Here is a 23504-nt window from a genome sequence, read left to right on the forward strand (position 1 = left end):
TCTCCCGCACCATCACGCACAAAAAAACACCCGGCGGTTTCCCGCCGGGTGCTCGTCGAAAGACTTCGACTGATCTTACCAGTTGCGCTGAGCGCGGAGCAGCAGGGTGACGCTGTCCTGATCCTTCAGCTCGTACAGGGCGGCCGGCTTGGCCGTCGTGCCGGCACCGGCGTAACCAACCGTGCCCGAGTACTTCTGGTCGAGGCGGGTCCAGTTCAGGTCGCCCGAGAACGTCAGGTTCTTGACCGGGGTCCAGCGGGTGATGATGCCGATCTGGCCGACGGCGAAGTCAGGGTTACAACCCGTGACACCGGCGAGACCGCCGAACACGCCGCCCGCACCGCCAGCGCCGCAGAGCGCGGTCTTGGCAGTCGAGCCGTACTGCGCCTGAGCGTAGGCACCGTAGAGCGCGGTGTTCCAGTACGGATCCCAGTTATGGGTGAAAGCGCCGCGGAAGCCCCAGGTCTTCACAGTCTCCTGCTGGCCGCCCGTGACGAACACGGTGTCCGGAGCATAGGCGAAGCCGACGCTCTGGTAGGCAACGCCCGAGTTGCCGAACATCGAGTAGCTGCTGCCCGCCAGGTTCTGGAAGTTGTAGCGGGTCGCACCGTCGGTGTAGACGCCCGAAATGTTGAGCACGTCGCCCGCACCGGTCGGGATGTTCTTGATCGACAGGGCGAGCTGAACTGCCCAGCCCCACTTGTCGTCGGGGTGGCCAGTGGCTTCGTTGGCGCCGTAGTAGGCAACGTGGTTGTCATGAGCAGCAACCGACGCCTGGAACATGCCCCAGGCCTGGTCGACACGGACCATACCGACGAGGTTCGGCGAACGCGAACCGCCGATGGCGTTGGTGCCGTAGGTGCCGCCGATCATGCTGCCAGCGGTCGCGCCGGTCAGGTTGACGTTGCCGGCCTGATAGTAAGCCGTCGCGTCTTCAGCCGAGAACGCCGCCGTCACGCCCTGACCGAAGTCAGCAGTGTAGGTGAACTGGTTGACGCCGGTGACAGTGCCGGAACCGCCGACGAGGCTGTCGATGTTGTTGCCGGGATAGTTGGTCCAGGGCGCGTCGAACTGCGACACGGCCTTACCCATGGTGAAGCCGGCGAACTGGATGAAGGCGTAGTACACGCCGAGCGAACCGCCCGAGGTGTTGCCGTCGGTGCCGTTGACCGACGAACCGACGAGCGCCGGGGTGGCGCCGGAGGTGTTGAGGCCGAGGTTGCCGGTGTAGACAGTGCCGCCCGTCGCCGAGCCAGAGCCCTGATAGCCGCCGGTGGTCCAGGTGAACACGCCGTCGAAGAAGGTACGGACGACGCCGTACTCGGTCGCGGTGCGCGTGTCGATGTTGAGATCTTCACGAGCGCGCATCTGGTAGTAGTTGCTCAGGCGGTTGTGTGCACCGGCCGGAGAACCGTTCGAGATGCCGTAGTTGCTGTTGGTGTTGAACGCGACTTCGGCGCGCAGATAACCACCCAGCTTGATGCAGGTGTCGGTGCCCGGGATGTAGTAGAAACCGGCGCCGTACAGCGAGCAGATCTTCACGTATTCGACCGCCTTGGCCTTCACGGGAAGATCGGCTGCGAACGCCCCGGAGACGGCCATCAGGCCGGCAGCCGAGCCGAGAAAGAGCGACTTCGTCAACTTCATTTAGGTAAACCTCCAGGTCGATTCAGGGGGCTCGGCTTCCTCGGAGGACACCGCTTCACCCTCATAATTTCCGTCCAATTCAGATCCGCACTGAGGTGCGGACTGAAACGACAGTGAGGTGCCCCCCCTCCGTCGTGACTCACGTATAGTTTATAAAAACAACCGCCTCAATTTATTGATCTAATGAATTGTAAGTTCGGCGGAAGATGTTGCTCGTGAGCAACAGAGCTTGCGAGAAGGCTAACTAAGATACTGAATAAAAAGTAAAAAGCCCCCAGGGGGCATCCCGAGGGCTTTCTTGGAGGTCTCACATCGCCGTCTGTCGATAGGGTCAAGAGCAGCAAAGATTGAGTGGCACGAGACGTAATTGAATTAATTGATTTATGCAAGTATCAAATGGCTAAGCCATTCCAACAATGCTGTATCTGTCGCCTGCTTTCGAGGCGCGACATAGGAGACGTCCCCGCGATATCCCGATAGAACATTGATCCAAGACCAATAAAAAAAGGATCAACGCCAAAGGGGGAGGGGCGACGGCATGATCGAGAAGAAGCTCGACAAGGCGATCAGGGACTTCATCTGGAATGTCGTCGAAATTCACGCGCAGCTGGATGACATCCACACCAGCTGGGCCGGATTGCTCGGCATTACCCAGCCGCAATGGCTGATCCTGATGGCGATCACCGAGCTGGACCAGGGGCAAGGCGTCGCCGGCACGGACATCGCGAACAAATTGCGCGTTCATCCGGCCTTCGTGACCAACCAGACCAAGATCCTGGAAAAGGGCGGCTTCCTGTCGCGGCGGCCGGCGGCGAACGACGCCCGCTTCGTGCTGATGTCGCTGACCGCGAAAGCGACCACCGACATCGAGCAGTTGTCCAAGAGAAGGCTCGCGCTGAATTCGACGATGTTCAACGATCTCGACGAGAAGACCCTGGCCGACATGAACACCGCGCTGGCAAAGATCGCCAAGAACGCCCGGCTGGCAGCGCGATTGCTGGCGATCGACGTGTCGTGATCCGCCGGGAAGCGAGCCCGGCCGACTAGAGATAGGTCACGTCCTCGAGCTGGGGGGCGCTTCCGAGCTTGCTGTCGAGCCATTCGAAAATGAAATCGTCGACGGCGACGAAATTCTCGACCTCGCCGAGGGGATGCGGGATGCGGCTCGGAACGACCACCGAGCAATCGGCTCCGGCCTGTCGATAGGCCGATTGCAGTTCGAGGGCATCCTGCTCCAGCATCATCGAGCGACTTCCGACCACCATGAGCAGCGGGCACGGGAGCTGGCGCGGGGCCATCATCGAAACCGGCACGCTCGCGTCAAGGGCCGCCTGCTCGACGTCGGTCATCCAGCGCAGCGATGCCCGGCACATCACCGGACTCAATAGGCCCCCGTCGCACACGGCGGCGGCGAGCCGGCGATCCGCGCGGGCAAGACGGGACGCATGCCCGGCGCCCGCCCCTTCGCCATAGATCGCAATCCGCTGCGGATCGACATCCGCTCGCCCCTGAAGATAGTCCAGCCAGCATTGAAGCATCTGCTCCGGCTTGAAGGGACGGCGGGCGGATGAGTGGCGGGCGTCGACGAGCAGGAGCGATATGTTGTGACGGAGCGATGCCGGCAGCAGCCTGATCATCATCGAGCCCAGCGTGATGTCCTCGTCGCCGACGCAGATGACCGCGGGGGCGGACGACGTTCGGCAGAGCGCCGGCACGAAGAACCCGGTGAGCGGCGCCTCATCAAAGCCTTCGAGGGTCACGCGCTCGATCGCGGGGCCGGCGTCATCAGCCAAGCCTTTCAGGCTGATATCGACCTCGTTTGCGAAATCGGCGGCTTCGACGTCGCCTGGGCAAGACACGCTTCTGACGACTTCCAAGGCCGTCAACGCACATAGCCACGCCTCCCGCGCGGTCGGGATGGTCCCATCCTCGCCGGCGAACTTGGCGAAGGTCCGGTAGTCGTCTGCAACCCGCAGCCAGTCCGAAACCCACAGATGCCGGTGCGTCTCCCGCCCGAGTTCTGCGACCGACAAGCTTTCAAAGAATCCGGACGCACGATGCCGCAACTGCGCCAGGCTGCGACCGCAGCCATCGCACGAGCCGTGTGGCCAATGATCACTTTCCATGCCAGCCCCCAAACGACGCTATCCGCGCGCCCCCAGACATGCGCCGGGATCCTCGAGCGTCGTCTTCGGCGCAGCGAAGGCACTGCGCGAAACGGTCCTGCTTCCAAACGAGCCGGCCTCGGTGCAATGTCCAAGCCCGCCCAACGCGATCGTCACGTCCCAGCTCCGTCGCTGATCCAAAGTCATTTGCCGCGCACCAGTGATGCGGGCTCGTTCGTCTCTTGTTGCGACTGGCAAGCCGGAAATGCGCCACCTGTCGATCAAACAGACATGACTGCGTAAACCGCCGTTGTGAACGCACGATATGGTGAGATGCGTCCGATTGCCGCCTTACCTGACAATACGAGGACGGAAGCCGCCGGCACGCTGATCCATTGCAATGACGCGACGACTTATGTGACGTGCTCATGACAAGTCGTCACGCGCGCGAGAGCGACTAGACCCAAATTCTGTAAATCAAAATTCTTCGGCACATTTGGGGGGCGCATGCGGGCGTTTCAGGAAGCTCGCCGGTCACCCTTGTATGCATTATCCCAGTTGCCATCTCCGCGGACTTCGCTTTACATGCCGGCAACTCGCCCGCGGATGACGGCCGGGGCTAAAAAATCACGCACATTGTCAAAGGGACGGAGCATGGCGCGCAACGTATTGATTCTCGGGGCTTCTTACGGCTCGCTGCTGGGCACGAAGCTGCTGATGGCCGGGCACAACGTGACCCTGGTCTGCCGCGCCAAGACCGCCGAGCTGATCAACCGCGAAGGTACCGAGGTGCGCATCAAGCTGCGTGACGAGGCGGTGCACCGGGCGATCTTCTCGCGCGACCTGCCCGGCAAGCTCGACGCCGTGACCCCGGCCAATGTCGACCTCTCCCGCTATGATCTGGTCGGCCTTGCGATGCAGGAGCCGCAATACACCAACCACACCGTGCGCATGCTCATGGTCAAGATCGCCGCAGCGAAGCTGCCGTGTCTGTCGATCATGAACATGCCGCCGCTACCCTATCTGAAGCGGATCCCGGCGCTCGCCGATATGGACCTCGAAGAGGCCTATACCAATGCGCAGGTGTGGGAGCGGTTCGAGCCGGGGCTGGTGACGCTGTGCTCGCCCGACCCGCAGGCGTTCCGTCCGCCGGAAGAAGCCGCGAACGTGCTGCATGTCGGCCTGCCCACCAATTTCAAGGCCTCGGTGTTCGCCGACGAGAAGCACAACAAGGTGCTGCGTGAGCTCGAGGCCGACATCGACGCGGTGACGCTCGACGGCCACGACGTGCCAGTGAAGCTGAAAGTGTTCGACTCCCTGTTCGTGCCGCTGGCGAAATGGTCGATGCTGCTCACCGGCAATTACCGCTGCATCACGCCGAACGAGCCGCAGTCGATCCGCGACGCCGTGCACGGCGACATCAAGCGCTCGCAGACGATCTACGACCATGTCGATGCCATCGCGCGCCGCCTCGGCGCCGATCCGCAAGACCAGGTACCGTTCGCGAAATACGCAAAGGCCGCCGAGAGCCTGCTCAAGCCGTCGTCGGCCGCGCGTGCGGTCGCAAGCGGCGCGCCCTTCATCGAGCGCGTCGATCTCCTGGTGAAGCTGATCTCGCATCAGCTCGGCGTGCCCAATCCCGAGATCGACCGCACGGTCGACACCGTGGACCAGAAGCTGAACGAGAAGATCGTTCAGGGCGGATCCGGCGCGCAGTAGGCGCGCCGTTCCGAGCATTGCTTGCCGCCTGCGCGCCCATTGGGAAGATCGCGGCCGGATCAGCCGCGTCCGCCTCGGCCCCCGCCCTGTTTGCGAAATATTTGCATCCATGCGACGTCTGGCCTTACTTAATGGAGGCTGCCGAGATGTCTCGGCAGCATCTCCGGACGCCGGTTCCGGACAGCAGGTTCCGGGTCTGCCGGCGACGGCCGGATGATGGGCGAAAGAACAAGTCATCGAAGATGGATCAGTCGACGTTGCAGGTCGTGCGCGCGGTGGAGGCCGGCGCGACAACCATGAAGAGTCTCATCGACGCGACCGGATTGTCCCGTCTAAAGGTCGAGCGCGCGTTGAACACGCTGGAGAAGCAGAAGCTGCTGGTCCGCGACGGCCAGGGCTTTCGTGCGACCGCCGTGCCGAAAGCCGCGCCCCTGGCCCGGCAATGCGGATCGTGCAACGCATGCTGCGACATTCTCGAAGTGGCCGCCGTCGACAAGCCGGTGAACCAGCTCTGCAAGCACTGGCAGACCGGCACCGGCTGCACCATCTACGACCGCCGCCCCCAGATGTGCCGCTCCTTCGTCTGCGCCTGGCTGCAGGGGCATCTCGACGACGACTGGTTCCCGGCGAAGTCGGGCATCATCGTGCATTTCAGCCAGGATGCGGTGAACGTGACGGTCGACGACCATTGCCCTGATCGCTGGCGCGAGGAGCCTTATTTCAGCAAGCTCGCCGAATGGTCGCTGAACGGGATCAGGCGGATCGGAAACCGGGGTTATGCCACCCTCGTCGTCTCCGGCGCCGACCGCTTTCTGCTGCTCGGACGCACCGTCGTTCCCGAGCCGACGCTGTTCGGCACGGCCTTCGTGCCGCTCACTGCCGACACGTTCCGGTTCTGGCGGGCAACCTCGCCGGAACATTTGCAGCGATTGCACGAGCGCATCGCCGAGATGGAGCGGATCAGGCAGGAATTCGGCTCCTGCGTCATCCCCGAGAACGAGGACGACGATCCGCAAGCCCCCTATCGGCCCGCACTTCTACGGCAATCGAACCACGGCTGAACGCCGCCGTGGGCAACGCGGCATGATCCGCGCCATGCCGCTCGACGCGTCGCGGCGGGATTGATAAGCCGCTGTCCGCGAATGACGGGGACTTGAGTCGGGCATGACAGTTGCAATCGAGATGGGGCAGACCACGGCGGGCGCCGCGGCCGCCATGGACCTCGAGGAACTGCTGGCGACCCGCCTCCTCGTGCAGGGCAATTCGGGCTCCGGCAAATCGCATCTGCTGCGGCGGCTCCTGGAACAGAGCGCGCCCTGGGTGCAGCAGGCCATCATCGACCCCGAAGGCGATTTCGTCACGCTGGCCGAACGCTTCGGCCATCTCGTGATCGAGGCCGAGGACCACACCGAGCGCGGCCTTCAGGTTGCCGGCGAGCGCGCGCGGCTGCATCGCGTCTCCACCGTGCTCAATCTCGAAGGTCTCGACGCCGAGAACCAGATGCGCCGCGCCGCCGCGTTTCTCGGCGGGATGTTCGACGTCGACCGCGACCATTGGTATCCGATGCTGGTGGTCGTCGACGAGGCCCAGCTGTTCGCGCCGGCGGTGGCGGGCGAGGTCTCGGACGAAGCGCGAAAGCTGTCGCTCGGCGCCATGACCAATCTGATGTGCCGCGGCCGCAAGCGCGGCCTTGCCGGCATCATCGCGACGCAACGGCTGGCAAAGCTCGCCAAGAACGTCGCGGCGGAAGCCTCCAACTTCCTGATGGGCCGGACCTTCCTCGATATCGACATGGCGCGCGCCGCCGATCTGCTCGGCATGGAACGGCGGCAGGCGGAAGCCTTTCGCGACCTTGAGCGCGGCCAGTTCATGGCGCTTGGACCTGCGCTGTCGCGCCGTCCGCTGCGCCTGAACATCGGCCCGACCGACACCTCCCCGCGCAATTCGGCGCCGCGGCTGATGCCGCTGCCGGAGGCCACTGAAGATATGCGCGCCGTGATCCTGGCCGCGCCGCCGCCCGATGCCAGCCGGCCGCAGCGACGGCCCGCGCCGGATCTGCTGGAGCAGTTGCGCGCCGCAAAGGCGGCCGCACCGGTGATCCAGCCTGAGGTGGTCGAGGTGCCGGTCAGTGCCGAGGAACTCGCCGAGCGGCGCGAGCGCGTGGATCGTACGCTGCGGGCCGTGCTCGCCGCGCCCGACGCCGGCTTCCGCGCCATCGGCGTGCTCTATCAGGAGTTCGTGGTCCGCTGCCGCATCGAGGGCCTCGGCACGGCAGTGCCCGATCTCAACGAATTTCGCCGCATGCTGACCCATGCCCGCGCCGGCCTCGGCACCGATCTGGCCGAAGACGACGCCTGGCAGGACGTCTCGCTGCGCGCGTCGATCTTGCCCGACGACATGCAGGGCGTGTTCATGATGATCGCGCGTGCCGCCAAGGAAGGCTGGCCCTGCCCCGGCGACGCCGCGATCGCCCGCGCCTACGGCTCGCATTCGCTGCGCCGGGCGCAGCGGCTGCTCGGCTATATGGAGGAGCAAGGCCTGATCGTGGTCCAGCTCGACGGCAGCGGCCGCCGGATCGTGACGCTGGTGGAGCTGGCCTGGGCCACGGCCCCCGGTGATCCCAATGGCGACGACCTGCCGGCCGAGCCGGTCGCGCGCGCAGCCTCGGCATAAGCGTCAGGCCGCCTCGGAGCCGCCGAGATAGGCGTCGCGGATGCGCGGGTCGTCCTTCAAGGCCCGCGCCGGCCCCGACAGCACGATCCTGCCGGTCTGCAGCACATAGGCTTCGTGCGCGATCTCGAGCGCGAGGCTGGCGTTCTGTTCGACCATGAACACCGAGACGCCCTCCTGGTTGATGGTGCGGATCAGCTCCAGCACGCGGTCGACATAGAGCGGCGACAGGCCCATGGTCGGCTCGTCCATCACGATCATCCGCGGCCGGCTCATCAGCGCGCGCGCCATTGCGACCATTTGCTGCTCGCCGCCGGAGAGCGAGCCGGCGCGCTGCGACAGGCGCTGGCCGAGCTTGGGGAACAGAGTCAGCATCCTGTCGAGATCCTGCGCCACCGCATCGCGGTCGTTGCGCACGAAGGCGCCCATCAGGATGTTCTCGCGCACGCTCATGTCCGCGAACAATCGCCTCGCCTCCGGCACCGAGGCAATGCCGCGGCGGACGATCTGCGGCGTGGAGAGGCCGATCAGCGAGGCGCCGTCGAAGCTCACCTCGCCCGAGCGCGGCTTCACCAGGCCCAGGATGATCTTCATCGTGGTCGACTTGCCGCTGGCATTGCCGCCGAGCAGGCAGACGATGTGGCCGCGCGCGACCGTGATCGAGAGATCAAAATGCACCTGGGCCTGTCCGTAGAACGTGTTGACGTTGGACAGTTCCAGCAGCGCTTCGGGCGACGCATTCGTCATGCCGCGCTCTCCTGCTCTTTGCTCAGGCCATGGCCAAGATAGGCCTCGATCACCTTGGGATCGGTCCGCACCTGTTCGCCCGGCCCTTCCGCGATCTTCTTGCCTTCGTCCATCACGATCACGCGGTCGGACAGGCGCATCACCATCTCCAGCTTATGCTCGATCAGGAGGATGGTCAGCCCTTCCGCCTTCAGTTCGGCGACGAGCCCCTGCATTTCCGCCGTCTCGGTCGGGTTCATGCCGGCGGTCGGCTCGTCGAGCAGCAACAGGCGCGGCATCAGCGCGAGCGCGCGCGCGATCTCGACGCGGCGGCGGTTGGCGTAGGACAGGCTGTAGGCTGGCTGGTCGATGCGCGGCAGCAGCCGTTCGCCGAAGCGCGCGAGGATGGCCTTCACCTCTTCCCGCAGCCGCTCTTCCTCCGCCTTGACGCTCGCGGGCCGCAGCAGCGCCAGTCCGAGTTCGAGCAGCGGGCCGATCACCGGCACGGCCGGCTTCACCGCACGCAAGCGCGTGTGCGCGCCGATCAGGACGTTGTCCATCACGCTGAGATTGCCGAAGACCCGACCGAGCTGGAAGGTGCGCGCGATGCCCTCGGCCGCCAGCCGCTCCGGCGACAGACCGGTGATATCCCGGCCTTCGAAGTGAACCGTACCCGCATCCGGGCGGTCGAGCCCGGTGACGAGATTGAACAGCGTCGTCTTGCCGGCGCCGTTGGGGCCGATGATGCTGACGAGCTCGCCTTTGGCGAGATCGAGATCGATGGCGTCGACGGCGGTGAGGCCGCCGAAGCGGCGCGTCAGCCCGCGCAGGGACAGCATGGGTACGTGCTGCTCCGCCATCAGATCGTCCCCAGCAGGCCCTGCGGCCTGAACCGCACGAGCAGCAGCAGCACGATGCCGTAGATCAGGATGCGATACTCCGCCGCGATCCGGAACACCTCGGGCAAGCCGACCAACGCAACCGCCCCGAGAATGGCTCCGACGACATTGCCGAGCCCGCCGAGGATGACGACGGTCAGCGCCAGGATCGATTGCTGCGTGTTGAAAGTCTCGTGGTTGATGTAGGAGTAGAGATGCGCGGCAATGCCGCCGCTGATTCCGGCGGCGAACCCGCCGAAGATGAAGGCCAGCGATTTGTAGCGGTTCAGGCCGAGACCATAGGCGCGTGCGGCGACGTCATCGTCGCGGATGGCGCGGAAGCTGCGGCCGAGATGCGAGCCGAGCAACCGGCCCTGCAGCAGCGCCAGCACCACCATCACCGCGAAGCTGAACCAATAGATCGAGGTCGGGCTGATCAGATCGTAGCCGAACAGCGACAGCGGCGGGATGCCGGAGATGCCGATCGGCCCGCGCGTGACGGTCTCCCAGTTCAGGATCACCAGCGAGACGATCTCGCCGATCGCGAGCGTCGCGATCGAGACATAGTGCCCCCGCAGGCGGAACGAGGGTGAGATCAAGGCTGTCCCGAGCGCAGCGCTCATCAGGCCGCCGCCGATGATCGCGAGGCCGACGGGAACGGAGAACGTGAGCGACAGCAGCGCGGAGGTGTAGGCGCCGATCGCGAGCAGCGCCGCGTGACCGAGCGAGACCTGGCCGATCGTGCCTGCGACCAGTGTTAGGCTGAGCGCAAGCATGCCGAGCAGCCAGGCGTTGATCAGGGTCTGAAGCACGTAGAACGATACCGGGAACAACGGCAGGACCGCAAAGCCGGCGGCGGCGACGGCCAAGGCCCAGCGCGGAATGCGCACGGGTCGGCTCGGCGCGATGAAGGTGCCGGTGAGCGGCTCGGGCGGCGCCTGCCGCGCGCTGGCGAACAGACCGTTCGGCCGCAGCACGAGCACGACGACGAGCAGCAGGAACGCGAACAGATTGCGGTAGCTGGTGCCGAACACGGCAACGCCATAGCTCTCGACGAGCCCGAGCAGCAGGCTGCCGATCACCGCGCCCGGTACATTGCCGGCACCGCCGACGACCTCCGCGACGACGCCCTTGAGCGTTGCCTGCAGGCTCATCGCGGTGTCGATCTGGTTGTAGTACATGCCGACCAGCATGCCGGAGACGCCGCCGAGCGCGGCGGCGATGCCGAACACGGCCTGATTGACGCGGTTGACGTCGACGCCCATCTGCATCGCGGCGTCGCGGTCCTGCGAGGCCGCGCGCACCGCCCAGCCGAGCTTGGAGTAGCGCAGGAACACGAACAGCAAGAGCGCGCTGGTGAGGCCGACACCTGCGATGAGCAGATCAAGAGGCCCGATCGTGCCGCCACCGACCTGGAAACGCACATCCGGCAACTGGCTCGGCAGCGCGCGCGGATTGGGCGAGAAGGTCAGCATCACCAGCTGATCGAGCACGAAGCTGATGCCGATGGTCGCGAGCAGCGGTGCGATGCGCACCGAGTTCTGAAGCGGACGCAGGCCGAACCGCTCGATGATCAGCCCGACGATCGCAGCCGCTACCGCGACCACGATGATGGTGAGGGGCAGCGGCGTATGCAGCTGCACTACAGCGACCCAGCCGACATAGGCGCCGACGAGATAGATCGAGCCTTGCGCGAAGTTGATCAGCCGGCTGACGCCGAAGATCAGCGCGAGCCCGACCGCAACGAGCGCATAGACATTGCCGACGATCAGCCCGTTGATGGTGTAGTCGAGCCAGGAAGACACGCAGTTTTCCTACTGAAGGGAGAACGGGCCGAAGCGAATGCTCGGACCATCAGGTCAGGTCGGCTTGCCGTCCCAGAGCGCGAACTGGCCCTTGCGCACGACGAGCTCGGCGTTCATGGCGCCCTTGACGCGGCGGCTCTCGACGTCGAACGTCGCTTGGCCGAAGATGACGCTGGAGACGTCCTTCACCTTGGCGAAGGCATCGCGGACGGCGCGGCGATCGGTGCCGCCGATCTTGACGACGGCAGCGGCCATGTTCATCGCATCATAGGAATAGGCGTTGAAGGCATCGGGCTCCTGCCCGCCATACTTGGCCTTGAAGCCGGCGATGAACTTCTTCACCTCGGGTCTGGGATCCTGCGGGAAGTAGCGCGTGCCGAGATGCACATCCTCGACCGCCTCGCCACCGAGCTCGATGAATTTCGGCGAGTAGACCGAGCTTGCGGCGCACATCACCTGCTTCAGGCCGACCTGCCGCGCCTGACGGGCGATCAGCGCGCCGTCGGAATAATAGGAGATCAGGATAAGCCCGTCGGGATTGGCGTCGCGCACGCGCACCAGCGTCGAGCGGAAGTCGCGCTCTTCCGCGATATAGCCCTCGGTCACCGCGATCTCGGCGCCGTATTCCTTGGCGGCCTTGACAAAATAGTCGCGGCTGGTGCGGCCCCAATCGGTGTTGAGATGCAGCACCGCGAGCTTCTTGAGGCCGAGGCGCTTCACCGCATAGGCCGCCAGCAGCGGCTGCTCGTCGGCCTGGCTGACCGATGTGCTCCACATGAAATCGCCGCCCTTGGTGAAATCAGGGTGCGAATTGGTGAAGCCGAACTGCACGAGGCCGCCGCGCTGGTAGATCGGGGATGCCGCCATCGAGGCCGGGCTCGAGAAATCGCCGAGCTCCATGACGATGCGGGGATCGGACACGAACTTCTGGGCGATCGCCACCGACTGGCGCGGGTCGCTCTGGCTGTCTTCGAACTGGTAGGCGAGCTTGCGGCCGTTGATGCCGCCGGCCGCCATGATCTCGTCGAGCGCGAGATCAAAGCCCTGCTTCCACTGCGTGCCATATTGCGCGTTCGGTCCCGTCAGGGGACCGCTGACGCCGAGCAGGATCGGCTCGGACGATTGCGCGGAGGCGGCGCGCGAAAAGGCCGCGCCCGCCATCATGGCGGCAAGCGAGCCCTTCACCAGGGTACGACGATCGATGTTGCTCATGCACGGCTCCATCCACTCAGGTGTTGAAACAAGCAGCAAGTCTTGTGCCGGTGATATTGCCTATTTCGAGGGCTCGCCGAGCGACAGCATCAGCCGGTTGGCCCAGTTGAAGAACGAGGCGCCGTTGATGACGTCGACGATCTCGGCATCGTCGAGACCGGCGCGGCGCAGCTCCGCGATATTGTCAGGGCCGAACGCGATCGGCGTCGCGGCCAGCGCCACGGAGGCCTTGACCACGGCATTCCAGCGCTCGCCGAGATCGGCCTTGACGCCTTCATCGAGCAGCTTCTGCACGTCGTCGCGGCGCTTGGAATAGGTGCTGGCGAAGCGCGCATGCACCGAGGCGCAATAGATACAGCCGTTATGGCGCGAGGTCGCGGCCGCCGCGAGCTCACGCTCGGCCCGCGGCAGGCCGTCGGCGACGTTGTAGAAGATGTCCTTGTCGGTCTTGGTACGAGCTTCCAGCACCTCGGGATCGCGCACCAGCAGGCGGAAATATTCCGACTTGGCGCGGGCCCGGTCGACCAGGCCAGCGTAATGCCGTTCGGTCAGCTCGGCCTCGGGCAACGGATCGATCCAGGAGACCCAGCCGAGTTCATCCTGGGTGAAGACGACGGGCGGATTGACGGTGGCGCTCATGATTGTGGCCTCCTCTTATACGTTCGCGGCGGCGAGCGTGCGCAGGCCACTGACGACCCGCAGCTGGAACGACAGGAACGCGACGAGCTGGGAGAAGGTGACGATTCCGGTGGCCGACCAGCCGGCGTCCAGCAACGCCTTCATGTCGGCGGACGCGGCATCGCGCGGCCGGAACACCAGGAGATGCGCGTGTTCGAGGGCCGCGACGAGCCGCGGACCGAGGGCAGCCTTGCGCTCCGCGCTCACGCGATAGATCAGGCCGGCGGTGTTCTCGATCGACAGCGGACCGGCGGGATACGAGCCATACGGCCCCGAGGTCTTGCCCCCTGCGGTCTCGGCGTCGATCGCCTCGATCAGGCGGGCGCCATCCGCGTCGGCGGCCAGCTTGTCGCGATAGAAGGCGGCGACGGGGGATTCGCCGTGCAGTCCGGTCACGAAGGCCGCGATCGCGGCGCGTTCTACCAGCGAAAAATCGCTCGCGTCGATCGGCTCGAGCAGCGAGAGATAGCTCTTCTGCGCATTGTCGCGCGCCTGCAGGCGGCGGGCGCGGATGGCGTCCAGAGCCGAGCCGGGCTCGATCCCGGCGAGCGTGTCGATGATATCTGCTGTTGCCATCATTCAGCCTCGTGCCACGCGATCGCGTTCATAGCGGTTAACCTGCGAGCGCCACATCGGGCGCCGTCCGGATCCAGCCCAGGGCCGGCGCGACCTTCTCCGCGACCAGATCGATCGAGCGCAGGACGCAGGCGTGCGGCGCATCGACCGAATGCACCTGGAAGACGAGATCGGTGATCCGCTCCAGCGTCGCGTCGCCCCGCAGCGAGGCGACGACGTGATCGGCGTCGCCGACATGGGTGTCGAACGCCGTGATCATTTCCTCCAGCGTCTCGCCCGGCTTGGCGTGACCGCCCTTCATGAATTGCGGCAGCGCGCGGCGCAGTCCAATGTCTGCGAGCCGCATCGCTTCGGCATGGTCGTCGGCGACGAAGACGCTGCGCGAGGCCATGATGCGCGGCTCAGCCCCCTTGGGCAGCGCTTCCAGATAGGCATCGATCACCGGGTTCTGGATCTCGGCGAGCGTCGCCTTCGGTGCCTCCTTGGTGCGCGGCTGGGTGCGCGACAGCAACAGGCCATCGCCCGCCTTGCCGGCGCGGGCGCCGCCGGCGACCGAGAACGTCGCCTGCCAGATCCGCTTGTCCAGCTGCGGCCGCTGCGGATAGATCGTGTCACCGCCATCGAGCGGCTTGCCGACCAGGGCGGTGCGGACGACCTCGAGATTGCGGGCGAAAATCTCGTTGCGCTGGGCGCTGTCGAGGCCGAAGGCGGCGAAAGCCGAGGGATTGCCGCCGGTGCCGACGCCGAGTTCGAAGCGGCCGTTGCAGAGGAGATCCAGCACCGCGGCGTCCTCCGCCACCCGCACCGCATTCTCCAGCGGCAGCGTGACGATGCCGGTGCCGAGGCGGATGCGCGAGGTTTGCGCTGCGACGTAGCCGAGGAAGGTGAAGGGCGACGGCAGGCCGCCCTCGCGCTCGTGGAAATGATGCTGCGCGATCCACGCGGAATCGAGCCCCGCCTTTTCGGCGCGCACGATCTGCTCGGCCGCGAAGCGGTAGCGGTCCGCCGGCGGGGCCTCGTCGAGCAGCCGCGTGAAGAACCCCAGGCGTTTCAGATTTGCAAAGCGTTTCATACGACCCCTGTCGGGCTGGGATGGCCAGGCCCCCGATGATGTCGGTTCGTGCTGCTCCAGACAAGCGGGCATTGCGCAAGGCTCATAGGCAAGGCTCATAGGCAAGGCTCATAGGCAAGGCCCATAAGCAAGGCTCATGCGCAAGGCCGCCCACCGCATCGCCCGCGACTGCGCTGGAGCTGGGCAGATTGCCTACCAGCTCGGCAGCACCGCGCCCTTGAACTTGGCGAGGACGAATTCCTTCACCTCGGGCGTGTGGTAGCTGTCGACGAGGATCTTGACCCAGGGCTTGTACTTGTCGGCGGTGCGCACCGCGATCAGGTTGACGTAGGGGCCCTTGGGGTCTTCGCGCAGGATCGGATCCTTGACCGGATCGAGACCCGCCTGGGTTGCGTAATTGGTGTTGATCGCGGCGGCGTCGACGTCGTCGAGCGCGCGCGGCGCCTGCGCCGCGTCGACCTCGATGAATTTCAGCTTCTTGGGATTCTCGGTAATGTCGAGCACCGTCGGCTTGAAGCCGGTGCCGTCCTTCAGCTTGATCACGCCCTTGTCGCGCAGCAGCAGCAGCACGCGGCCGCCATTGGTCGGATCGTTCGGGATCGAGACCTTGCCGCCCTCGGGAATGTCGGCGAAGGCCTTGTGCTTCTTCGAGTAGACGCCGATCGGGAAGTTCACGGTCAGGCCGACGGCCTCGATCTTGTAGCCGCGGTCGGCCTTTTGGTTGTCGAGATAAGGCTGGTTCTGGAACGAATTGGCCTGGATCTCGCCGGCATCGAGCGCGGCGTTCGGCACCACGTAATCGGAGAACTCGAGCAGCTGGATGTCGAGGCCCTGCTTGGCCGCGACCGGTTTCACCGCCTCGAGGATCTGCGCATGCGGCCCCGGCGTCACGCCGATCTTGATGGTCTCGGCTGAGCTTCCTGCCGACCAGGCGGCGAGCAAGGTTGCGAGGATCAGGGGCAGGCGAAACGACATCTTGGTCTCCATGGCACGGCGAAAATGACTGGAACCGTATTCGCTTCTCCGTAGGCCGAAATCAATGAAATGGAAATCCATATTGCATGCTCGGGGCGGGCACGCGTTCTCCATTCGACGGCAAATGCGGAACGAATTCGCGGCGGCCGCAAAGCGTGAGCCGCATCACGGCAACGCGGCGCCCGGCGCGCGAGATTGGCGGCATCACCAGCGGAACCAAAGGAGCAATCGACCATGACCGCACTTGCCACGCCAAAGCTCACCGGCCGAAAATGGCTCGAATGTTTTGCACTCTATTTTGTGCTTCAGGGCGTGCCGATCTATTCCGGCGTCGCGCTGCTGATCAAGCTGATCGACGCGGCCGAGTTCGTCGGCCAGCCCTTCGGCGCCGTCATCTTCGTCGCCATGATGTCGACTTTTCACGCCCTGCTGACCCCGGGGTTCGGCGCCAGGTTCCCGCATTTCTTCCGGCACAGCTTCGAGCCGCTGTTCGCCGATACGAATTTGTCCTTCTCCGAGCGGGTCTCGCGCTGGCTGGCGCTTCCGAACACGGCGCTGCAGCTGCTGAGCCAGGCATTGCTGCTCTCGGCCCTGGCGATCGGCGTGGTCAGCATCGGCTAGAAGATGCCCGGCGCGCCAAGGGGCCATGCGCGGCGATCCCGCTCATGGCCCGCGTGGGCTGTCCCCATCGTCATTTCGTCGCAGGGCGGCATTGCCGGCATTGCCGCCTCGCGCGTGATGCAACATGATGACCGCCAGGGACGATTTGTCTTCGAGGTGGAGGGTCATCTGATGAACGAGAATGAAATCCGGGGTCTGGTCGGACAGGTCAAGCAAGGCACGCTGTCGCGACGCTCGTTCATCCAGAAGGTGGCCGCGGCCGGCATCGCAGCCCCGATCGCAAGCCAGATCCTGGTCTGGAACGACGTCGCGATGGCGGAAGCCACGCTGCCCTACAAGCCGACCAAGGCCGGCGGCGGCGGAACGCTCAAGATGCTGCTGTGGCAGGCGCCGACCTTGCTCAATCCGCATTTCGCGCTCGGCACCAAGGACCAGATCGCCTCGCGCGTCTTCTTCGAGCCGCTCGCCGGCTGGGACAAGGAGGGCAACCTGATCCCCTGCCTCGCCGCCGAGGTCCCGACCAAGGCCAATGGCGGGCTTTCGGCCGATGGCATGAGCGTGATCTGGAAGCTGAAGCAAGGCGTGAAATGGCATGACGGCAAGCCCTTCACCGCGGACGACGTCGTCTTCACCTGGCAATACGCCGCAGATCTCGCCACAGCGGCCTTCACCACGGGCTCCTACAAGGACATCAAGGTCGAGAAGATCGACGACTACGCCATCAAGGTGATCTTCAAGGCCCCGACACCGTTCTGGGCAGACCCTTTCGTCGGCGGCCAAGTCGGCCAGATCCTGCCGAAACATCATTTCGGCGACTATATCGGCGGCAAGTCGCGCGAGGCACCAGCCAACCTGAAGCCGGTCGGCACCGGCCCGTACAAATTCGTGGAGTTCAAGCCCGGCGACTTGATCCGCGCCGAACGCAATCCCGACTATCACGTCAAGAACCAGCCGCATTTCGACACGCTCGAGATCAAGGGCGGCGGCGACGCGGTGTCCGCCGCGCGTGCCGTGCTGCAGACCGGCGAGTATGACTTCGCCTGGAACATGCAGGTGGAGGAGGAGGTCCTCAAGCGCATGGAGGCGAGCGGCAAGGGCAAGCTCGACATCACACCCTCCGGCAACGTCGAGTTCATCATCGTCAACACCACGGACCCCTGGACCGAGGTCGACGGCGAGCGTTCGAACGCCAAGACCAAGCATCCGACGCTGTCCGATCCGGCGGTGCGCAAAGCGATCAACCTGTTGATCGACCGCGACTCGATCCAGAAGTTCATCTACGGCCGCGGCGGCATCGCCACCGCGAGCTTCGTCAACGCGCCCAAACAGTTCAAGTCGCCCAAGCTGAAATACGAGTTCAGCCTCGACAAGGCCAACAAGATTCTCGACGAGGCCGGCTGGAAGAAAGCCGCGGACGGCATCCGCGAGAAGGACGGCAAGAAGCTCAAATACGTCTTCCAGACCTCGATCAACGCGCCGCGCCAGAAGACGCAGGCCATCATCAAGCAGGCCTGCGAGAAGGCCGGCATCGACATCGAGATCAAGTCGGTCACCGCATCGGTGTTCTTCTCCTCCGACGTCGGCAATCCCGACACCTACTCGAAATTCTATGCCGACATGGAGATGTACAACACCACGCAGCCGCAGCCCGATCCGGAACGTTTCCTGAACCAGTGCGTGTCCTGGGAGATCGCCACCAAGGACAACAAATGGCTCGGCCGCAATAATTCGCGCTACTCCGATCCCGAAGCCGACAAGGCCTACAAGGCCGCGCAGAACGAGCTCGACCCCGCCAAGCGCGCCGCGCTGCTGATGAAGGTGGACGAGATCTTCTGCGAGGCCAACGTGTTCCTGCCGCTGCTCTCGCGCCCCATCGTCAACGCCGGCGCCAATAATCTGATGATCGACATCTCGGGCTGGGACACCATTACGTGGAACCTGGCGGCGTGGTATCGGGCCTGAGGGCTGGACGCGCGTGTCCCGAACAAGCCGCAGCGCCTTGAGCGCTGCGGCACCGAGCCGGGCCGGAGGCTTGCTTCAGACACGCCTTTTCGACCTCGCGGTGCATTTCACCCGAGCTTTGCTTCGTCTCGCCACCCTCTTGTCGCTCCCAGCACCGCCATCATTCGTCCACTGTGTGGTTCAGATCACAGCAGAATCACACGCCTCCGCCTACTATGACGGTGCATGGCCGCAAACAAGGTAACGGCGGTACGCGTAAGGCTGCGGCGACGATCGACAGCTCGGGACTTTTCGAAGCCGCCTGGTGAGAGCCCGGCGGCTTTTTCTTTGTTGCAACGCGGCACATGGCCCCTCCGATCGCGCGCGCAGCTTGCGCCTATGAAGCGCCCGGGCCCTTCCGCTCCTCGCGCTCGTCCTCGATCTGCCGTTCCGCTTCGAGCCAGAATTCCAGATCCTGGCCGGCTGGCCGTCCCGCCTGCTCCCAGAGCTCGTAGGCACGCGCGCGCACCTGGCCGCGCCGCATCATGCGGCGGAGCTTGCGCTTCAGCTCGTCGGCGAAATTCCTGAAGCGCTGGCCGGTGGTTTCGTCCTTGACGAGCGCTGCCGCTCGCGTCGCGAGTTCGATCTGGTGCTCGATCTTCTTCTGCTCATCCACCACTGACACTGCCGTGGGAAAGGATTGTTGTCAGAGCCCGTGCTGTTCAGAGACTGAATTCCTTTCCGGGATGGTCTGTTCCCTCGGCAACAGCGCGAGTTAGCGGACGGCGTAACCCACCCTACGCACCAACACATCTGCTCGACGCCGCTAGTGCCAGGTCGTATCGGCTTCGACGATCACCACGCGGATCTCGGGATCTTCGGTCGTGTTGCAGGTGCAGGGCATGCCCTCGCCGCAGCGGCAGCCGCCAAGCTTCTCGCTCCAGGCCCGGAGCGGGTGGTTTTCGCAGACCCATCCCAGACCCCGGCAGAATGGGCAGGTCTTGTCGGTCACAGCGTGTCCGGCGTCCGCAACGTGCTCGACCTGTCCTCGTTGCGCAGCTCCTGCTCGGCGGCCTGCCAAAACTCGTCCTCGCGGCCTTCGGGCTTGCCGGCCTGCTCCCACAGGCGCTGCGCGCGTTCTCTGATCTCTTGCTGGGTCGGGTCGGACAATGGGCTCTCCTCGCGTGACGCACGGCCCACCCTGGGGGGGCATGGGGGCTTGGAGGCGGGCCGTGCAGGCCAGCAATCGGCGGCGACTCTGGCCCGCCGATTCAAGCGTCGATCGTGCGCGGAGTTCCTAAAGTGAGCGCATTCGTCTTTGCGACCGGGAAAGCTGCCGATCCCCCATCGCGGAGCCTCAGCTGGCACCTCGAACGGAGGTCACCGCCGATCCCGGACTATTGCTTCAGCCCATCTGCTCGTAGAATGCGAAGCCTTCCTCGACACCGCCAAAGAAGACGCCCTCGCCCTTGGACAGCACCAGCGCCTTGGTGCACATCAACCGGCACAGATCTTTCGAATGCGACGCGAGCAGCAGAATACGAGCGCGGCTGACGAACTGGTTCACGCGCTCGTGCGCCTTCTCCTGGAAGTGCGCGTCGCCGGCGCCAATGCCTTCGTCGATCAACAGAATGTCCGGATTCTGGGCGGTCGCAAGCGCGAACGAGAGCCGCGCCTGCATGCCTGCCGAGTAGATGCGCGTCGGCAACGACAAATAGACGCCGAGCTCGGTGAACTCCTCGATGTCGCGCACGAGGTCCTGATATTTGTCACTCGGCCAGTTGTAGAGATTCGCGATCAGCCTGATGTTCTCGTATCCGGTCGCGTCGGCATTGAGCGCGATGCTGCCGCTGAGCAGCGTGAACGCGCTTCCCTTCACGTCCACCGAACCGGTCGACGCCGGGTAGATTCCGGCAACCAGCCGCAGCAGGGTAGTCTTGCCTGCACCGTTGTGGCCGATCAGGCAGATGCGGTCGCCCTCTCCCAGGTCGAGCGACAGGTTCTTCAAGGCATGAATGACGATGATGCCGTTGGTGCGGCTTGCCGAGTCGGAGCCGACCCCGGCATTGCTGAACGACGGCAGGCGGATCAGGCGGAGCGCATGGCTGTCGTAGATCGGGATGCTGACGTTGACGTTCTTCAGACGAACATGAGCCATCGGTCAGCCGTTTCTCGAGGGAATCTCTTGGTTGAGCATGATCCGCTGGGAAGACCGATGTTCGATTTTTCGGGCATGCTCTAGACGCAGAACGCGAGTTGACCGCGCATCCGGCGGTACACCACGAAGGCGAGGCCATAGCCGGCGACGGTCACGCCGAGCACCGTCAGATAATGCGCAAGCGGCGGGATCTCGCCGAGGAGAGGATTGCGTATGATCTCGATGAAATAGAACAGCACGTTGTATTCGACGAGAAACTGCCGGTTGCTGGCGATCTGCCGATAATTCCAGAATACCGGCGTCACGAAGAAAGCAAGCTGCATCAAATTGCGCACGATCAGCTCGACGTCGCGATACCGCGCGCAAATGAAGCCGAGCACCATCACGACCCAGAAACCATTGACGAACAGCAGGATGATGCCGGGGATCGCCAGCAGGCTCGTCCAGCTGAGCGGGACCAGCGCAAACACGAGGCCGAGCAGATAGATGATGGCGTGATGACCGAAGGTGATCATGATCTTGAAGACGGTCCGGCCGACATAGAGACCAAGACCGAGCGTGGAATTGCTGAGATATCCGGCATTTCTGACGAAGACGCCGCCCCCTTCGATGACCAGCGCCGATATCGCTGACCACACGATGATTCCGACACCGACATAGGCGATGATGTCGGAGACGCTGCTGCCGAAGATGGCCGACGAGACGACGCTCAGGCCCAGCAGCATCACGAGAACGTTGAGGGTTTCCCACAGAGGGCCGATCCTCGAGCGCCGATACTGGCAAACCGTGTCGAGCCATGCCCAGCTCAGGGCATTGGACAACGTGTTCAAGCCACCCTGAATTGCCGAAGCCAGGGGGTGCGGTTCTGCGATCGGCTTTACAAATGTTGAGGCCAAGACCACTCCAACTTCGTGCACGCTCCGCCTCGGGCGCCGCGCTCTGTCGCACCCAACGGGCAGACCGGACGCGACGTCCGCGCAAAAGAACCGGCAGGGCGCCCGCGAGATCATTCCGGTCGTCAGAGACTCGGTCAATCGCAGAATGATCTACCGGACCCTCGTGCACAGCGTCACTGTCCAGCCAAAGGGACCCTGGAAGGGCTTCGAACTCCATGTGAAGGGGAGACTCGCCACGCTGATAGGCGGGAGGCCTCTCCGGAGGCCCACCATAACAGTGGGAGATACGTGGTAGCGGGAGAGGGACTCGAACCCCCGACCCCAGGATTATGATTCCCGTGCTCTAACCAGCTGAGCTACCCCGCCACAGGGTCGCGAACGGCTGCGACGGCCGATCTCGCGAACGCGCGGCATATAAAGAAGGGGGCGGCGGGAAGTCAAGCAAAGCGGCCGCCTTTTTCCGCCTTCGCCAAGGCTATCGTGGGGCAAGTGCCTTACGAATACGGCATCTTTTTCAATGAGTTCGTCATGGCCGGACTTGCCCCGACCACCCACGCCTCGATTTGCGGGCCCCAAGAACGCGGATGCCCGGGGACAACCCCGGGCATGACGATATCCGGGACGGTACGGTCTATTTCGGCCTGACGTTGGGGTCGCCGCCGGGGCTGCCGGGGGGCGGGATGACCGGGGTGTTGCCGCTGCTGTCGGGCGCCGGGGCATGCATCTCTGGGTCGACGCCGGCGGGCGGGCAGAGCACACCGTCGGACTTGGCCAATTTGTCGCCGAGCGGTTCCCGGGACTGGCCGGTGGTGGTGCCGTCCGATGAGCGGCCCGGCCGGTCCTGGGGGGCGCAGTTGGCGGCATGTTGCGGGGATGGCGGCGCAGTCGCTTGCGGCGGCGTCGCCGGGGCGGGCGGGGCCTGCGCGATCGCTCCGCCGGAAGCGGTGATCAGGAGGCCAGCCAGAATGATGTTTGATGTCGTGCGCATGGCAGGGAAACGCGGGCGCGATGCCCCCTGTTCCCGCGTCACATGATCACGATTTGCGGTAGCGGATCAGCGAAAAGTGCCCCATCGGCGGCATCGGGCGGCGTTCGGCCAGCGTGATGCCGCCGTGCCTGGCCGCCCAGCCCTCGAGGCGGGCCCACGGGAATTCCGGGCGCCAGCCGAGGCGGCGGGCGATCGGCGCAAAGGCCAGCTCGAACAGCTTGCGCGGACCGCTCTCGGCGCCGATGTGGTTGACCAGGATCAGCTCGCCACCCGGCTTGAGCACGCGCACGAACTCGTCGAGCGTGCCTTCGGGATCGGGCACGGCGGTGATGACATATTGCGCGACCACGGCGTCGAAGAAATCTGATGGGAAGGCGAGGTTCTTCGCATCCATCACCGCGAGCACCTCGACATTGGAGAGCCGCAAGCTCCGCACGCGCGCCTGCGCCTTGCGCAGCATCGGCTCGGAAATGTCGACGCCGCAGATCTTCGTGGTGCGCGAATAGTCCGACAGCGACAGCCCGGTGCCGACGCCGACGTCGAGGATTCGGCCGCCGATGCGGTCGGCCTCTGCGATGGTCGACTGCCGTCCGGCGTCGAACACCTTGCCGAACACGAGATCATAGACCGGCGCCCAGCGGCCATAGGCCTTCTCGACCCCGGCCCGCGAGATGTCTGCTGCCATGCCCCTGCCCTGCCTGAACACTTCTATTCGGTAATGATCATTGGTGAGATCAGATCCAACTCCGTGCGCGGCCTAGAGCCTCTCCCGCTTGCGGGAGAGTCGGCGCGCAGCGCCGGGTGAGGGTTCTTTCCGCTCGCGATATATCGCTGGTG

At 64.7% G+C, this 23504-nt stretch carries 23 protein-coding genes and 1 tRNA gene; 6 read left to right on the plus strand and 18 right to left on the minus strand.

What is annotated here, in order from left to right; genetic code table 11:
• Nucleotides 1-75: 75 nt before the first annotated feature.
• Nucleotides 76-1647, minus strand: coding sequence for a porin (locus tag XH83_RS29830; RefSeq protein ID WP_194404192.1), 1572 nt, complete (start codon nt 1645-1647; stop codon nt 76-78).
• Nucleotides 1648-2185: 538 nt separating this feature from the next.
• Here XH83_RS29830 and XH83_RS29835 point away from each other — a divergent pair.
• Nucleotides 2186-2665: a MarR family winged helix-turn-helix transcriptional regulator gene (locus XH83_RS29835; protein WP_194404193.1), complete on the plus strand. Its 480-nt coding sequence runs from the start codon at nt 2186-2188 to the stop codon at nt 2663-2665.
• Between the two features lie 25 nt (nt 2666-2690).
• On the opposite strand, the gene XH83_RS29840 is transcribed toward XH83_RS29835, so the two are convergent.
• Nucleotides 2691-3785 (minus strand): alpha/beta hydrolase, encoded by a 1095-nt coding sequence (locus XH83_RS29840; protein WP_371746182.1) that lies wholly within the window; start codon nt 3783-3785, stop codon nt 2691-2693.
• 621 nt (nt 3786-4406) lie between these two features.
• Here XH83_RS29840 and XH83_RS29845 point away from each other — a divergent pair.
• The 3 genes from XH83_RS29845 to XH83_RS29855 all read left to right on the plus strand — a co-directional run bounded on the left by XH83_RS29845 (nt 4407) and on the right by XH83_RS29855 (nt 8144).
• Nucleotides 4407-5471, plus strand: coding sequence for a ketopantoate reductase family protein (locus tag XH83_RS29845; RefSeq protein ID WP_194404194.1), 1065 nt, complete (start codon nt 4407-4409; stop codon nt 5469-5471).
• Between the two features lie 242 nt (nt 5472-5713).
• Complete coding sequence (locus tag XH83_RS29850; RefSeq protein WP_194404195.1) at nt 5714-6532, plus strand: YkgJ family cysteine cluster protein; 819 nt, start codon at nt 5714-5716, stop codon at nt 6530-6532.
• Between the two features lie 103 nt (nt 6533-6635).
• Nucleotides 6636-8144 carry an ATP-binding protein gene (locus tag XH83_RS29855; protein WP_194404196.1) on the plus strand — a complete coding sequence of 503 codons (1509 nt, stop codon included), beginning with the start codon at nt 6636-6638 and terminating at the stop codon, nt 8142-8144.
• A 3-nt stretch (nt 8145-8147) separates the two neighbouring features.
• Here the strand turns inward: XH83_RS29855 and XH83_RS29860 are convergent, their stop codons facing one another.
• The 8 genes from XH83_RS29860 to XH83_RS29895 form a co-directional block, all read right to left on the minus strand.
• Entirely contained in the window at nt 8148-8888 is a 741-nt protein-coding gene (locus XH83_RS29860) for an ABC transporter ATP-binding protein (protein ID WP_194404197.1), read from the minus strand.
• Complete coding sequence (locus XH83_RS29865; RefSeq protein ID WP_194404198.1) at nt 8885-9727, minus strand: ABC transporter ATP-binding protein; 843 nt, start codon at nt 9725-9727, stop codon at nt 8885-8887. The genes XH83_RS29860 and XH83_RS29865 overlap by 4 nt, the downstream gene beginning before the upstream one ends.
• Nucleotides 9727-11550 (minus strand): ABC transporter permease, encoded by a 1824-nt coding sequence (locus XH83_RS29870; RefSeq protein WP_194404199.1) that lies wholly within the window; start codon nt 11548-11550, stop codon nt 9727-9729. Before XH83_RS29870 ends, XH83_RS29865 begins: the two co-directional genes overlap by 1 nt.
• A 54-nt stretch (nt 11551-11604) precedes the next feature.
• A complete protein-coding gene (locus XH83_RS29875) occupies nt 11605-12762 on the minus strand; it encodes an ABC transporter substrate-binding protein (protein WP_194404200.1) in 1158 nt (385 codons plus the stop codon).
• Between the two features lie 60 nt (nt 12763-12822).
• Nucleotides 12823-13401, minus strand: a complete 579-nt coding sequence (locus XH83_RS29880; RefSeq protein WP_194404201.1) for an alkylhydroperoxidase domain protein — start codon at nt 13399-13401, stop codon at nt 12823-12825.
• Between the two features lie 15 nt (nt 13402-13416).
• Nucleotides 13417-14016, minus strand: a complete 600-nt coding sequence (locus tag XH83_RS29885) for a CMD domain protein (protein ID WP_194404202.1) — start codon at nt 14014-14016, stop codon at nt 13417-13419.
• 37 nt (nt 14017-14053) lie between these two features.
• Complete coding sequence (locus XH83_RS29890) at nt 14054-15088, minus strand: putative FMN-dependent luciferase-like monooxygenase (protein WP_194404203.1); 1035 nt, start codon at nt 15086-15088, stop codon at nt 14054-14056.
• Between the two features lie 192 nt (nt 15089-15280).
• Nucleotides 15281-16075 (minus strand): MetQ/NlpA family ABC transporter substrate-binding protein, encoded by a 795-nt coding sequence (locus tag XH83_RS29895; protein ID WP_194408442.1) that lies wholly within the window; start codon nt 16073-16075, stop codon nt 15281-15283.
• Nucleotides 16076-16297: 222 nt separating this feature from the next.
• Between XH83_RS29895 and XH83_RS29900 the strand changes: the two genes are divergently transcribed.
• Both XH83_RS29900 and XH83_RS29905 read left to right on the plus strand, forming a co-directional pair.
• Entirely contained in the window at nt 16298-16684 is a 387-nt protein-coding gene (locus XH83_RS29900) for a hypothetical protein (protein ID WP_194404204.1), read from the plus strand.
• Nucleotides 16685-16855: 171 nt separating this feature from the next.
• Complete coding sequence (locus tag XH83_RS29905; protein WP_194404205.1) at nt 16856-18646, plus strand: peptide ABC transporter substrate-binding protein; 1791 nt, start codon at nt 16856-16858, stop codon at nt 18644-18646.
• Nucleotides 18647-19022: 376 nt separating this feature from the next.
• Here XH83_RS29905 and XH83_RS29910 read toward each other — a convergent pair whose 3' ends face one another.
• The 8 genes from XH83_RS29910 to XH83_RS29945 form a co-directional block, all read right to left on the minus strand.
• Complete coding sequence (locus XH83_RS29910; RefSeq protein ID WP_194404206.1) at nt 19023-19301, minus strand: DUF2934 domain-containing protein; 279 nt, start codon at nt 19299-19301, stop codon at nt 19023-19025.
• A 150-nt stretch (nt 19302-19451) separates the two neighbouring features.
• Nucleotides 19452-19637 (minus strand): hypothetical protein, encoded by a 186-nt coding sequence (locus tag XH83_RS29915; RefSeq protein ID WP_194404207.1) that lies wholly within the window; start codon nt 19635-19637, stop codon nt 19452-19454.
• A complete protein-coding gene (locus XH83_RS29920; protein ID WP_194404208.1) occupies nt 19634-19795 on the minus strand; it encodes a DUF2934 domain-containing protein in 162 nt (53 codons plus the stop codon). The genes XH83_RS29915 and XH83_RS29920 overlap by 4 nt, the downstream gene beginning before the upstream one ends.
• 235 nt (nt 19796-20030) lie before the next feature.
• The gene (locus tag XH83_RS29925) at nt 20031-20783 is read right to left on the minus strand and encodes an ABC transporter ATP-binding protein (protein WP_194404209.1); all 753 of its coding nucleotides are present in this window, start codon (nt 20781-20783) and stop codon (nt 20031-20033) included.
• Nucleotides 20784-20863: 80 nt separating this feature from the next.
• Nucleotides 20864-21613, minus strand: a complete 750-nt coding sequence (locus XH83_RS29930) for an ABC transporter permease (RefSeq protein WP_194404210.1) — start codon at nt 21611-21613, stop codon at nt 20864-20866.
• Between the two features lie 355 nt (nt 21614-21968).
• Nucleotides 21969-22045 (minus strand) — tRNA-Met (locus XH83_RS29935).
• A 265-nt stretch (nt 22046-22310) separates the two neighbouring features.
• Nucleotides 22311-22667 carry a hypothetical protein gene (locus XH83_RS29940; protein WP_194404211.1) on the minus strand — a complete coding sequence of 119 codons (357 nt, stop codon included), beginning with the start codon at nt 22665-22667 and terminating at the stop codon, nt 22311-22313.
• Between the two features lie 46 nt (nt 22668-22713).
• The gene (locus XH83_RS29945; protein WP_194404212.1) at nt 22714-23352 is read right to left on the minus strand and encodes a class I SAM-dependent methyltransferase; all 639 of its coding nucleotides are present in this window, start codon (nt 23350-23352) and stop codon (nt 22714-22716) included.
• Nucleotides 23353-23504: the final 152 nt, after the last annotated feature.

The organism is Bradyrhizobium sp. CCBAU 53351 (genome assembly GCF_015291745.1).
GTDB lineage: Bacteria > Pseudomonadota > Alphaproteobacteria > Rhizobiales > Xanthobacteraceae > Bradyrhizobium.

Bases quoted from the DNA above. Each gene is read 5' to 3' on its own strand.
- XH83_RS29830 (WP_194404192.1), bottom strand. From the start codon at position 1,647: ATGAAGTTGACGAAGTCGCTCTTTCTCGGCTCGGCTGCCGGCCTGATG.
- XH83_RS29880 (WP_194404201.1), bottom strand. From the start codon at position 13,401: ATGAGCGCCACCGTCAATCCGCCCGTCGTCTTCACCCAGGATGAACTC.
- XH83_RS29845 (WP_194404194.1), top strand. From the start codon at position 4,407: ATGGCGCGCAACGTATTGATTCTCGGGGCTTCTTACGGCTCGCTGCTG.
- XH83_RS29945 (WP_194404212.1), bottom strand. From the start codon at position 23,352: ATGGCAGCAGACATCTCGCGGGCCGGGGTCGAGAAGGCCTATGGCCGC.
- XH83_RS29940 (WP_194404211.1), bottom strand. From the start codon at position 22,667: ATGCGCACGACATCAAACATCATTCTGGCTGGCCTCCTGATCACCGCT.
- XH83_RS29835 (WP_194404193.1), top strand. From the start codon at position 2,186: ATGATCGAGAAGAAGCTCGACAAGGCGATCAGGGACTTCATCTGGAAT.
- XH83_RS29890 (WP_194404203.1), bottom strand. From the start codon at position 15,088: ATGAAACGCTTTGCAAATCTGAAACGCCTGGGGTTCTTCACGCGGCTG.
- XH83_RS29875 (WP_194404200.1), bottom strand. From the start codon at position 12,762: ATGAGCAACATCGATCGTCGTACCCTGGTGAAGGGCTCGCTTGCCGCC.
- XH83_RS29895 (WP_194408442.1), bottom strand. From the start codon at position 16,075: ATGGAGACCAAGATGTCGTTTCGCCTGCCCCTGATCCTCGCAACCTTG.
- XH83_RS29885 (WP_194404202.1), bottom strand. From the start codon at position 14,016: ATGGCAACAGCAGATATCATCGACACGCTCGCCGGGATCGAGCCCGGC.
- XH83_RS29855 (WP_194404196.1), top strand. From the start codon at position 6,636: ATGACAGTTGCAATCGAGATGGGGCAGACCACGGCGGGCGCCGCGGCC.
- XH83_RS29850 (WP_194404195.1), top strand. From the start codon at position 5,714: ATGGATCAGTCGACGTTGCAGGTCGTGCGCGCGGTGGAGGCCGGCGCG.
- XH83_RS29925 (WP_194404209.1), bottom strand. From the start codon at position 20,783: ATGGCTCATGTTCGTCTGAAGAACGTCAACGTCAGCATCCCGATCTAC.
- XH83_RS29905 (WP_194404205.1), top strand. From the start codon at position 16,856: ATGAACGAGAATGAAATCCGGGGTCTGGTCGGACAGGTCAAGCAAGGC.
- XH83_RS29860 (WP_194404197.1), bottom strand. From the start codon at position 8,888: ATGACGAATGCGTCGCCCGAAGCGCTGCTGGAACTGTCCAACGTCAAC.
- XH83_RS29865 (WP_194404198.1), bottom strand. From the start codon at position 9,727: ATGGCGGAGCAGCACGTACCCATGCTGTCCCTGCGCGGGCTGACGCGC.
- XH83_RS29900 (WP_194404204.1), top strand. From the start codon at position 16,298: ATGACCGCACTTGCCACGCCAAAGCTCACCGGCCGAAAATGGCTCGAA.